Genomic DNA, 11,785 nt, shown 5'->3' on the forward strand with positions numbered 1-11,785 from the left:
TGTTTGTTCATTTTTTCTTCAAAAATAGCTGTCATGATTTTACGCAACTCTTCTCCTTCTTTTTCAGGAAGGTCCCCTTGGCGCTTAGCCACAGCATAGAGCTCAGGATATTGCTTGGCTACACGCTCGACTGTCTTAGTCGTCGCATGGCTTCTCACAAAGAAAGGAATGCGTTTAATCCATTCTTGCGGTACGAGAGCAAGCAACTTCTTCGCAGCTTCCTTGTCAGAAATCTCAGCTGTACTCAAACCTTGGTTGATTTGTTCTTGTTCTTTTTCTGTAAAATCTTTTAATTCCATTACTAATTCCTCTTTATCTTTATATAGTAGATTTTACACCCTTGCATGAGAATATACAATTAATTGGGACTGATAGGACAAGTCAGGAAAAAACTAAATCAAAATTCATAAAGCATAGACACTGTCTCATCAAAAATCAGCTATTTGAACTAGAGCTAAAAAAAAGATAACCTCATAAACTGAAGTTATCTCTTTCATACTCACTAAAGTCACCATTTCAGAGTTGCCACTGCTCAATCAACCAATCCGAAAAATCATCATATCTTTCTTGGAGATTGTCATGATGACCGTAGGGGTCAAATTCTGAATAAGTGGACAAGCACTGTTTTTTGATGCACTCATGCACTTTTTTGGCATAACTAGGAGCCTTGGCCAGTCTATTCTTATGATTAGCCCCCTCGGTCAAACCGTTACGTAAATAGACCGAGCAAGTCTTATTGATAAGCTGATGTGCTTTGCAGTAATCTACAAAATTTGGATACCAAAAGGATCCACAAATGGAGAAGATCAAAGACATCTTATCACTGCTATAAAGACTGGAAATAGCTGCCAAACCACCCAGCGAGTAGCCCCCATAAGCCATACGACTTTCATCCAGTCGGAACTCTTGTGCGATACTTTTGAAAATATGGTCAAATAGATGGTCATGATAGCTGGCTAATTTGCCACCAAAATCAGGACTACCAGTTCTCAGAGCCTGAGCCTGCCAAGGTGTAAAATCATCCAAGCGATTCTGAGGTTCAAGCCCAATCAAGATAACAGAATCCGCAAGCTTTCCCAGATAATCAAGCTGCCCATCGTTCAGAAAAACAGCTGGATAAGCCTTCTTGGAATCATAGGACTCAGGAAGTGCAATCGTAACCCGAATGCCATGGCAGACAAAGTTTTTATTTATTAACAAAGTCATTAACCTTTTCAAGAGAATCAATCACAGATGGGCCGTAATCCATAAGCTCGTCATAAGAGATAGTCATGATTTTCTTGTTTTTAACAGCTGGAACATTTTCAAGAACAGCGTTCTTCTCCATCTTGTCTGTCGCGTCCTTGTCCATAGCTTTGTTTCGGTCACTGGTTACATAGATAATCAATTCTGGTTCCATAGACACGAGATTTTCCAGAGTCAAATCTGATGTTCCTGTCGCAACATTGGTATAACCAAGCTGATTGAGCATACTTTCTTGAAGGGCTGATTTGTAGGTTCCAAAGGTTTCATCATTGTAGGCACACATGATCAGAGCCTTCTTCAAGTCTTTGTCAGAAGACTTGTTTTTCTTTTTAACGGCGTCGATACGCTTTTGGAGTTGTCCCGCATAATTGTCTGCCTTGTCTTGGACGTTGAAAATGTCACCAATATTTTTAACATCTTCGATGATATTATTCAAATCTTGTTTCATTGTTGAAACAGAGGCTTTTTGCGTATAAACAGGAATATCATTGCTGTTCCACGTACTGATTGTTCCCATGGACTTGTCTGAGAACATCATGTTACGACCAATAAGAGCATCTGGTCCGTAAGCCAAGATGGCTTCTTGAGAAATCGTCTTCTTATCACCGATTTGTGGGATTGAAGCTATGTCATCCTTATAGTTATCGGTTACTTCATTGTCAGGGTTAAGCATACCGACAATTTTATCTTTCAAACCAAGCTCAATCAAGATTTCAGTTGATGAAAGGTTGTTTGTGATAACCTTTTCTGGTGCCTCTTTGAAGACTTGATCTAACTCAGTTCCTTTATCATCATAAGTTTTGACGGTCAAAGGATACTGGGTTTCTGAGTTAGTCTTTTTCACAGTTTCTTTTGCTGTTGATGACGATGATGTGCTGTTTTTATATGTAGAACTACATGCTGTCAATGTAAGGACTGCTGTAGCGATTAATGCGATACGAAACATTTTCTTGTTCATAAGGCCTTCCTTTCCTAGGCTTATAAATACTGAATCATTGCTTGCTGGTCATCCGTCCATGTAATACGACTGTGAACATCATAAACCGCCTGCAAGGATTGTGGGGTTACGGCATCCCTTGGGACACCTTGGGCAACAATCTCACCTCCTTTCATTAGGTATATATAATCTGAAAAGCGACAGGCCAATTGAATATCGTGAAGGACTGCAAGGACATTAATGCCCAATGCCTTGACCAAAGCCAACATCTCCAACTGATACTTAATATCCAAATGATTGGTAGGCTCATCCAATAAAAGGAGTTTGGGTTCTTGAGCTAAGGCACGTGCTAGGATGACTCTTTGTTTTTCGCCACCTGATAGGGACGAATAATAGCGTGTCTTTTTTTCAGACATGCCTACCTTGTCTAGGGCATCCTGGACGAGCAAGTAATCCCGCTCCGATTCTTTTTGAAAAAGGGAAAGATGAGGAGTTCGGCCAAGCAGGACAATCTCTTCCACCGTACAATCAAATTGAAGAGTGTTAAACTGTGTCACAACGGCCATTTCTTTGGCAGTTTCCTTTAGGCTTACTTGGTCTAGAGGCCTTCCATCAAGTAAAATCTGACCGCTATCTGGCTTCAACTGGCGGTAAACGGTTTTGAGTAAGGTTGACTTGCCACTTCCATTGGGTCCCAGTATGGTCTGGAATAGCTGGCCTTCAACCTTTAGGGAGACACCGTTTAGGATTTTTTTATCTCCAATTGAATAATGAATATCCTTACAATTTACATCCATAAATCTAAACCACCTTCCTGCGATTTTTAGTCACGATATAAATAAAGAAAGGTGCACCAACCAAGGCTGTAAAGATACCGATAGGTAGCTCTGCATTTTTAACGAGGATTCTAGCCAAGACATCTGCCCAAACCACAAACAAGGAACCTAGCAGAGTTGCAACTGGGAAAAGCTTACGATAGTTAGTTCCAACTAAACTTCTGGCAATATGAGGGGTAATCAAACCGACAAAGCCGATAATACCACAACTAGCAACCAAGACGGCCGTTATGACCGCAACGATGGCGATGTAAAGATACCAATAGAGTTTAAGTGGAATCCCTAAAGTCAAAGCTGCTTCATCTCCCATCATCATGGCATTGAAGACACGATACTGAGTTGAGAAATAGAGAAAGGCCAAACCAACCACTACTGCTGGAAGCAACAAATCTGACCAAGATGTCCCTGTCAATGAACCCATGGTCCAAAACTTAATGGTCATAACACTGTCTGCTGTAGCCCCAATTGAGATTATAAAATTAGCAAAGGCAATAAAGAGGGCATTAACAACCGTTCCAGATAAAATCAGGCCAGATGTAGTCACTCTCCCCTGCATAGAGGCAATGATTAAAACAAGAACTGTCGCTAGGATAGCCCCCACAAAGGCACCCAAGCCTACTACAGCTTTAAGACCTAAAATAATGGCCGAGGTTGCTCCAAAAGTTGCACCTGCCGAGATTCCCAAAATATAGGGCTCGGCAATAGGATTATTGACGGTTGACTGCATGACACTCCCAGACATAGAAAGACCTGCACCAACTATTAATCCCAGGAGAACCCTAGGAACTCGCATATTCCAAATAATAGCTTCAAGTGGCTTGGCTGTGCTATGACTGGCAATCGGAAGTCCCAATTTACTGAGGATGACACCATAGGTATCACCTATATCTATAGTGACCGCTCCTAAAGATACTGCTACAAAAACTGATGCTACTACTAAAAATAGAAGCAAACAGAGCAGGCTTAGGTAGCGGGAAAAAACAAGATGTTTTGTTTTCTTAAAAGGCATTAGCACCTCCTTTCCACTTGTAATGTCAGAAAATTTTGACAATACATTTCTAGTATAACATGCCTTAAAAAGATGGGCAAGGTCATTTGAGTCTTACAAAGAAAAAAGAGCAGTCATTGAACTACTCTCAAGCCTTATAAATATCCGAAGCAATGGAAATCAAGCTAGCTTAGGATTTAACCTTTTCCATACTGCTACTAGCAATTCTCATGGCAAGAAGAATTATCAGCTGTACTCAAACCTTGGTTGATTTATTCTTGTTCTTTTTCAGTAAAATCTTTTAATTCCATTACTAATTCCTCTGCATCTTTATATAGTAGATTTTACACCCTTGTATGAGATTATACAACTAATTGGGATGGGAGGTTGCTAGCCGTGAACAATAATAGAATTAGGAAAATCATGATTTCTTTTTTCCTAAAATACCGTACAAAAAGATCTGATGGATTTGCTTAACGTCTGTTTCTAAATTATCACTATGGGCTAACTGATTTCCCACACTATTGAGAGCATCCATGACATTTAAAATAAGCTCTGTTGACAAGTCTCTAGCAATCAGCCCTTCTTCTTTCCCGAGATTAATATAAGTGCGATAAATATCCCGTTTTTTTGCGCTTATCGCTTTCGTTAGGAGACTTGATAAAGCGGGATCTCTCACCGTTTTATCTTGAAAATAGTCCGAGATTTGCTGACTCATTTTCTCCTGACATAGGTCTAAAGCCTGGTCTAATTTTGTATTAAAAGCTAGATTACTTTTTAAAATATCCTCGACTTGCTGGGTTATTTCTTCAAACAAGTCATTAACACAGAGAGCCACCAATTTATCTTTGCTCCCAAAATAATTGTAGATAGAAACAGGTGATACTTCCGCTACCTCTGCAATAGATTTTATACTCGTTTCCTTAAAACCTTTTTCTTTGAATAGATGCAAAGCTGCTTGAATAATCGCTTGCTTCTTTTTCTCAGTCGTCTTTTGATATTGATTCATGTGAACACCTCAGTTACTACCAATTGTAGCATAAGTTTGAAATATATACCTGTATATTTCATTTTTTCTTGCTATAGTGACTACTTTTCTCTATAATAAAGTTTGAAATTTAATTATCGATATTTCAAACTTTATTTGCAAAAAGGGAGGGGACATGCTTATTCAATATCTTATAAAACAGTCTAGAAATCCTAGTGGTCTTGTCGGGCGATTAATTACCAACATCTGGTCGTCCTATTTTAAGAAATTCAGTCTTTGGGCAATCAAACAGACTACCATTTCAGATAATAGTCGGATTTTAGAAATCGGTTATGGCGGTGGTAGCACCATCAAAAACCTACTTGCTTTAGATAAAAATCTTGATATTCATGGCATTGATATTTCCAAGGAGTCTTATCAAACTGCTAAACGGATGCTTTTAAAGTCAATAGAAAACGATAGTGTCCAGCTGATGGTTGGAAATGTCGAAAACCTTCCCTACCAAAATCATTATTTTGATTTTGTCTTTGCCATTCAGACCCATATTTTCTGGAAAGATTTAAAACAAAGCTTTCAGGAAATCTATCGAGTCATGTCCAATCATTCTACTCTGATTATTGCTTCCGAAAAAGAAAAAATTAAGTATCATATGACAGATTATGGAACAAGTTCTGAATTGAGTCAGTTATTAACAAGTATTGGCTTTTCAAAGATTAAAGAAAGGCAAAATCACAAATGGGTTTTGTATATTGTTATTAAAAGCAATTAGGAAATTGATAGACAAATTCCCACTTGACTTAAAAAAAGCGCCCCCTTAGCAAAACGAAAAGAGAAGACTAATTTAGTCTTCTCTGACTTTAGTTTTTAACCTAAAGTCTATTTATTAGTTGACAATTTCAACTGTTTAACTTTCATTCCACTAGAAAATAAGGAGATAAGGATCTTCAAGATAAGATATAACTTGTGCTAAAAATTCAGCGGCTGGGAGACCATCGATGACTTGATGGTCAAAGCTCAGACTCAATGGAAGATAGTCTTTTTGAATAACTTCTCCCTCCTCATTAAATGCTAAAGCTTGTTGGATTGCTCCTACTCCAAGAATTGCCACCTCTGGGAAATTTAGAATTGGTGTGAAGTATTCTACATCTGGCCCACCAAGGTTGGTAATTGAGAAAGTAGAACCACTATAAAGGTCAGATGGAAGTGTACCTTTTCGAGCTTGATTAGCCAAAGTCTTAATGCTTTGACCAAGGTCTGCTAAAGTCATACGATCTGCGTCTCGAATAACGGGAACAACCAAACCATCATCCAAAGCTGTTGCCATACCAATATGAATATTTTCTTGAATCTGATGAATTCCACCTCCATACCAAGCATTCAAAGCTGGAAAATCTTTCAAAGCTTTAGTAACTGCTTTGGTTAATAAGGTTGTGATACCTAATTCACCATTTTCAAGTGGCGTATGTACTTTAGCTTTAAGGTCTTTACGGAATTTAAGAAGCTCTGTCAAATCAGCCTTACGATGGAGTGTCACTTGAGCAGAAGATTGAATACTGTTCATCATACGTTGGGCAATAATCTTACGCATACCTTCGAGGCCCTCACCGTATTGACCTGGAGCCATTGCTTGTGGTGGTGTCTCAACAACCTTATCAGCAACAAAACTTGTTTTATAAGCTTCTACATCACGTCTTGTAATACGACCATTTCCACCAGTACCTCTAATGAGGGAGATATCGTAACCTTTCTCAGCTGCCATCTTACGAGCCACCGGCGTAATGAAAATTCGTTCGCCACTAGTACGAACTCTAGGTGCTGTAGTAGATTCAGGACGAGATGGTGTTGGTTCTTTAGCGACTTCAATTTGAGCCTCCTCTTGTGTAGGAGAAACTTCATTTCCAACATTTTCTCCTTCCTGACCAACCCATCCAACAATTTCCTTACATTTGACTGTAGCACCCTCACCATGCACAATGTCTAGAACAACCCCAGATGCAGGGGATTCCACTTCACTAGTCAATTTTTCAGAACTAATTTCCAATAAAGGCTGACCACTTGTTACCGTATCACCAACTTGGACCAACCACTTTTGAATGAGTCCTTCAGTCATGGTTAGACCGAGCTTGGGCATTAAGATTTCTGTTGCCATAAGCGCCCTCCTATCCTTTCAAGTCCTGAATCAATTCATCAGCAACTTTCAAGACCTTATCCGCATCAGGAATATAGGCTTGTTCTAAGTTAGTTGCAAATGGAACAGGAGTATTTGGTGCACAAACACACTTCACTGGTCCATCAAGATAATCAAAAGCTCTGTCTGAAACCACAGACGCAATATCAGTTGCAGTATTGTTATGAGGGTTTGCCTCATCCACAATAATCAAACGTCCAGTCTTCTTGACTGAATTTAAAACTGTTTCTTCATCCCATGGAGCAACTGTACGAAGATCGATTACTTCTACAGAAATGTTGTCTTTTGCTAAACGGTCTGCAACTTCATAAGCTACATACAACATCTTACCAATTGTCACGATTGTTAGGTCCTTACCTTCTCTACGGACAGCTGCTTTACCAATCGGTACAGTGTAGTATTCTTCTGGCACTTCCCCTTTTAATCCATATAAAGTCTTGTCCTCAGAAAAGATGACAACATTATCATCCTCTATTGATGCTAGGAGTAAGCCTTTAGCATCATAAGGAGTAGCAGGAACGACCACCTTAATTCCTGGAATCGATCCAAACAGGCCGTAATAAGACCCTGAGTGTTGCGCAGCGGCTGACGCTCCTGCACCATGCATGGTACGAACAACCATCGGAACTTTAGCTTTACCGCCAAACATGTAACGCATCTTAGAAGCCTGTCCTAATAGAGCATCAAAACAGAATCCAATAAAATCATTAAACATCAACTCTGGTACAGGTCTCAGCCCCGTAAGCGCCATCCCCACCGAAGCTGATAGATAGCCGTGTTCAGAAATCGGAGTATCAATAACACGTTCCCTACCATATTTAGGCATCAATCCTCGTGTAATACCCATGACACCGCCCCAAGCATCCTCGTTATTATTTTCTAAGTGCTCAACATTAACACCACCCGAGATATCCTCTCCTAGGAGGACAACTCGCTCGTCTCTTTCCATGGCTTGATCGAGCCCCTCATTGATGGCTTTCATAAATAATGTTTCTCTAGTCATTATGAATCCTCCTCAATCAGTCTGCAAATACGTCTTCATAGAGAGCTTCTACTTTTGGAATCGGACTCTCTTGAGCAAAGTGAATTGCATCTTCAACATCTTTTTGTGATTGGGCAACAATCTCATCCAATTCATCTTGGCTAAGGATACCCTTTTCAGTTACAAGGTCACGAAACACTTCCAAGGCATCTACATCTGCCCATTCTTTTTCGATTCCATCTGGTGCCTTGTATTTTTGTTCATCACCTTCAAAATGACCATGGTTACGATAAGTAATAGCTTCAATTAACGTTGGACCATCTCCACGGCGCGCGCGTTCAATGGCCTCTTTAGCCACTTGATAAACAGCAAATAAGTCCTTACCATTGACTCGAACTCCAGGCATATTGTAAGCTTGTGCACGTTCAGCAATAGTTGGAGAGCCTGATGAGTACCATTGTGGTGTTGATTCTGCAAAAAGATTATTTTCATTTACAAATACCACAGGAAGATTCCAAATAGAGGCCATGTTTAAGCACTCATGAAAATTACCTTCATTAGCAGCACCATCACCAAAGAAACAAACAGCAACATCATCCGTTTTTAAATATTTGTTTCGCATAGCAGCACCAGTAGCAAGACCAAAGCCCCCACCTACCATACCGTTAGCGCCAAGGATTCCTTTATCCAAATCAGCGATATGCATAGAGCCGCCCTTACCTTTACCAAGCCCTGTAGACTTACCAAAGATTTCAGCCATCATTTTTTTAAGGTCTCCACCTTTAGCCACACAGTGTCCGTGTCCTCGGTGCGTACTAGTAATGTAGTCTTTATCAGTCAGGTTAGCACATACACCAGTCGCAATAGCTTCCTCACCTGAGTAAAGGTGAACAAATCCTGGAATTTGACCGAGTGAAAAGAAATGTCGTGCATTTTCTTCAAAATTTCGAATATCCCACATAGTCTTATACATGGATTTAGCGTCTTCTTTTGAAACATTTTCCAAGCCAAGATCATGGGCAGTTTGAACCTTAACTTCTTCTTTGGTTAAGGTTTGTCCTTGATGTTTTTCTTTCATTAGGGCTTGTGGCAATTCTTGATAATGTGTCATATTGTTTCCTCCTTCTATAGAGAGTTTTATAAAAAACAAATGTTATAGACATATATATATTTGAAAAATTGAGAATAACTAGTCTAAACCTACCCATCGAACTTAGGACCTTAAAATTAGTCTTGCAACTTCCTGAATCAACTCAGAAATTGTTGGATGTGCAAAAATCGTCTTATCAAGCTGGTCTAGTGTTCCTTCAGCCTCTTTCAAAACAATCAAAGACTGTAGAATATCCGTTGCATGCGGACCGACTATAACTGCACCTAACAGTAGGTGATAGCGTTTTTCAGAGACAATTTTGACAAAGCCGTCTGCCGAATTAGACGCGATTGCTCGACCATTATAAACATAAGAAAGTTGGCCAACTGATACATCATATCCTTGCTTTGCTGCCTCCTCTTCGGACATACCAAAGGAAGCAATCTCTGGCGTAGTAAAGAGCGACCGTGGAACACTAGAATTATCCACAGGTTCCTCAGCCTGACGACAAATGGCTCGAACAGCTTTAATTCCCTCACTACTAGCAACATGGGCTAACATGTATCCAGGAATCAAATCTCCAATAGCATACACACCTGATTCGGATGACTCGTAATAACTATCAACCTTAATAAAACCTTTTTCAGTCAGCTGCAACCCCATCTTTTGAGCTAATTCAATATTTGGCTTGCGCCCTGTTGCAACAAGTAGTTTGTCATAGGAGTAATATTGACCATCTGCTAGAATTACAGCATTTTCCTGAACCCTATCTATGGTAACTCCCTCCAGTATGCTAATTTCAAGTTGTTCCATCTTTTCTCTAATAATGGAACGTGCTTCAGGATCTTCAGTTGCTAAAATTGTTGGAGCAACCTCTATTACCGTCACATCAACACCAAGCGGAGCCATAGCAAAAGCTAACTCAATGGAAATAATACCTCCACCAATTATAACCAAACGTTGAGGAAGTTCCTTAAGGTTGAAAAAGCTATCTGTTGTCAAATAGTCAACATCGTTAATGCCAGGAATAGGCGGAATAAATGGATGACTTCCCGTCGCTAAAACAACAGACTTACCTGAAATTCTCTCACCATTAACTTGGAAGGTTTTATCAGAGATATAAGCCGCCTCACCTTCAATATAGTTAATACCTAATTGTTTAAAACTCGATTGAATACCAGACTGTAGTGTCGCTACAACTTGATCTTTGCGAGCAACAAGTTTTGAAAAATCAAGATAATCATTTGAAACTGTTACTCCATACTGAGAAACTTCTTTCCCAGCTAATAGCCAATGAGCGTGCTCGAGATAGGCTTTAGATGGGATACAGCCAACGTTCAAACAAGTGCCACCTATAGCTTTCTTTTCGATGACAGTTACCTTTTTACCTAAACGGGCAGCCTCCTCAGCAGCAACATAACCACCAGGACCAGCCCCAATAATGAGAATATCACATTGACTCAAAACAATACTCCTTTCTAGAATAGAAGTAGGCTATTAGCCGAATCACTTCAAGTAGGATAAAAACTCGGAGACATTTTTGAAAGCGCTTTCTATGTTTTAATTATAAAACTAATACTTATGAAAATCAAGTAATTCACTGAAAATGTGATGTTTTTGTAGTGAAAATATTCACAAACAATGCAAACGTTTGCCATTCTCTAGTCGATATAACGTTAGTACTTATACTTTGCTGATTTTTACAGAGACTAGATAAATACAAATCTCCCCCAATCATTAAATAATTCTTCAAAATGTTATAAAAAACACTCTAGTGTCTATAGCTTGGATAAAACTGTAGAAATTAGAGTGCTTTTACTATTAGAAAGAATATGTACATGGAATTAAAAAGGAACTTAAATTCATCTAAAGAAAGTTGATTTTTCAACTGAATAATATTATTGGATTTATAATAATTGAAGCAATGTGTGGATAAGTCAGTTTATACTCTGACTTTCTCTCCACCACTACTAGCAATTCTCATGGCAAGAAGGATTATCAACACCTTAATCACAAGTGATAGCCATACGATCTCAGTTGATGACAGTTGCGATAAAGCATTGATCAACGCATGGGTCATAACACACAGCCAAAGACTTCTGGTCTTTGTATAAATGGCGGATAAGATGAAACAATTGCTTAATAAGCCAAATAAAAATGGTAGCAAATGAATCGTGGCCAGAGAACCATCAATGTAAAAATAGAGTAGGTGCCACAGTGACCATGCTACAAATGTACAAAGCGTCGATAATAGATAGGTCAACTTTTCTTGCAAGGCAGGCTGAAAAAAATAGCGCCAGCCAATTTCTTCGATACCACCAAAGACAAGAGCTTTTAGAAATAAAATTATGGGGAGATACCAAGCCTTGATAACCATCCCACCACTCAATACCAGTGGTAAAAAATCCAAGATTAGAAAAATGAGGACTAAGAGATAGTTACTAAGAGGCTGTTTGACTTGGAAAAAATCTCTAAGAAGCTGTTTAAAACTGGAGTGATGATAGCGGATGCTAATAATTGCTCCCCAAATG

At 39.2% G+C, this 11,785-nt stretch carries 12 protein-coding genes; 1 reads left to right on the forward strand and 11 read right to left on the reverse strand.

Going from position 1 to position 11,785, the window contains the following annotated elements; all coding sequences use genetic code 11:
* The 6 genes from RWZ99_RS07430 to RWZ99_RS07455 all read right to left on the reverse strand — a co-directional run.
* The coding region (locus tag RWZ99_RS07430; RefSeq protein ID WP_314677544.1) for a hypothetical protein at positions 1 to 299 on the reverse strand (299 nt) is incomplete at its 3' end.
* Between the two features lie 217 nt (positions 300 to 516).
* Positions 517 to 1,206: an alpha/beta hydrolase-fold protein gene (locus tag RWZ99_RS07435; RefSeq protein WP_314677547.1), complete on the reverse strand. Its 690-nt coding sequence runs from the start codon at positions 1,204 to 1,206 to the stop codon at positions 517 to 519.
* Positions 1,187 to 2,203, reverse strand: a complete 1,017-nt coding sequence (locus tag RWZ99_RS07440) for an ABC transporter substrate-binding protein (protein ID WP_314677550.1) — start codon at positions 2,201 to 2,203, stop codon at positions 1,187 to 1,189. Before RWZ99_RS07440 ends, RWZ99_RS07435 begins: the two co-directional genes overlap by 20 nt.
* 20 nt (positions 2,204 to 2,223) lie before the next feature.
* Positions 2,224 to 2,979, reverse strand: a complete 756-nt coding sequence (locus tag RWZ99_RS07445) for an ABC transporter ATP-binding protein (protein ID WP_314677552.1) — start codon at positions 2,977 to 2,979, stop codon at positions 2,224 to 2,226.
* A gap of 4 nt (positions 2,980 to 2,983) precedes the next feature.
* Positions 2,984 to 4,027, reverse strand: a complete 1,044-nt coding sequence (locus tag RWZ99_RS07450) for an iron ABC transporter permease (RefSeq protein ID WP_314677555.1) — start codon at positions 4,025 to 4,027, stop codon at positions 2,984 to 2,986.
* A 400-nt stretch (positions 4,028 to 4,427) separates the two neighbouring features.
* Entirely contained in the window at positions 4,428 to 5,015 is a 588-nt protein-coding gene (locus RWZ99_RS07455; protein ID WP_314677558.1) for a TetR/AcrR family transcriptional regulator, read from the reverse strand.
* A 154-nt stretch (positions 5,016 to 5,169) separates the two neighbouring features.
* Between RWZ99_RS07455 and RWZ99_RS07460 the strand changes: the two genes are divergently transcribed.
* A complete protein-coding gene (locus tag RWZ99_RS07460; RefSeq protein WP_314677560.1) occupies positions 5,170 to 5,763 on the forward strand; it encodes a class I SAM-dependent methyltransferase in 594 nt (197 codons plus the stop codon).
* Positions 5,764 to 5,913: 150 nt separating this feature from the next.
* Here RWZ99_RS07460 and RWZ99_RS07465 read toward each other — a convergent pair whose 3' ends face one another.
* The 5 genes from RWZ99_RS07465 to RWZ99_RS07485 all read right to left on the reverse strand — a co-directional run.
* A complete protein-coding gene (locus tag RWZ99_RS07465; RefSeq protein ID WP_314677563.1) occupies positions 5,914 to 7,143 on the reverse strand; it encodes a dihydrolipoamide acetyltransferase family protein in 1,230 nt (409 codons plus the stop codon).
* Positions 7,144 to 7,153: 10 nt separating this feature from the next.
* Positions 7,154 to 8,185, reverse strand: coding sequence for an alpha-ketoacid dehydrogenase subunit beta (locus tag RWZ99_RS07470; RefSeq protein WP_314677566.1), 1,032 nt, complete (start codon positions 8,183 to 8,185; stop codon positions 7,154 to 7,156).
* 16 nt (positions 8,186 to 8,201) lie between these two features.
* Positions 8,202 to 9,275, reverse strand: coding sequence for a thiamine pyrophosphate-dependent dehydrogenase E1 component subunit alpha (locus RWZ99_RS07475; protein WP_314677567.1), 1,074 nt, complete (start codon positions 9,273 to 9,275; stop codon positions 8,202 to 8,204).
* A 102-nt stretch (positions 9,276 to 9,377) separates the two neighbouring features.
* Positions 9,378 to 10,718: a dihydrolipoyl dehydrogenase gene (gene lpdA / locus RWZ99_RS07480; RefSeq protein ID WP_314677569.1), complete on the reverse strand. Its 1,341-nt coding sequence runs from the start codon at positions 10,716 to 10,718 to the stop codon at positions 9,378 to 9,380.
* A gap of 478 nt (positions 10,719 to 11,196) precedes the next feature.
* Positions 11,197 to 11,785 (reverse strand): CPBP family intramembrane glutamic endopeptidase (locus RWZ99_RS07485; protein ID WP_314677570.1); only part of this gene is annotated, 589 nt, incomplete at its 5' end.

Source organism: uncultured Streptococcus sp., assembly GCF_963545685.1.
Lineage (GTDB): Bacteria > Bacillota > Bacilli > Lactobacillales > Streptococcaceae > Streptococcus.

Excerpts from the sequence above, each read along its gene's own strand:
- RWZ99_RS07435 (WP_314677547.1), bottom strand. The coding sequence starts at position 1,206 with ATGACTTTGTTAATAAATAAAAACTTTGTCTGCCATGGCATTCGGGTT.
- RWZ99_RS07440 (WP_314677550.1), bottom strand. The coding sequence starts at position 2,203 with ATGAACAAGAAAATGTTTCGTATCGCATTAATCGCTACAGCAGTCCTT.
- RWZ99_RS07445 (WP_314677552.1), bottom strand. The coding sequence starts at position 2,979 with ATGGATGTAAATTGTAAGGATATTCATTATTCAATTGGAGATAAAAAA.
- RWZ99_RS07450 (WP_314677555.1), bottom strand. The coding sequence starts at position 4,027 with ATGCCTTTTAAGAAAACAAAACATCTTGTTTTTTCCCGCTACCTAAGC.
- RWZ99_RS07455 (WP_314677558.1), bottom strand. The coding sequence starts at position 5,015 with ATGAATCAATATCAAAAGACGACTGAGAAAAAGAAGCAAGCGATTATT.
- RWZ99_RS07460 (WP_314677560.1), top strand. The coding sequence starts at position 5,170 with ATGCTTATTCAATATCTTATAAAACAGTCTAGAAATCCTAGTGGTCTT.
- RWZ99_RS07465 (WP_314677563.1), bottom strand. The coding sequence starts at position 7,143 with ATGGCAACAGAAATCTTAATGCCCAAGCTCGGTCTAACCATGACTGAA.
- RWZ99_RS07470 (WP_314677566.1), bottom strand. The coding sequence starts at position 8,185 with ATGACTAGAGAAACATTATTTATGAAAGCCATCAATGAGGGGCTCGAT.
- RWZ99_RS07475 (WP_314677567.1), bottom strand. The coding sequence starts at position 9,275 with ATGACACATTATCAAGAATTGCCACAAGCCCTAATGAAAGAAAAACAT.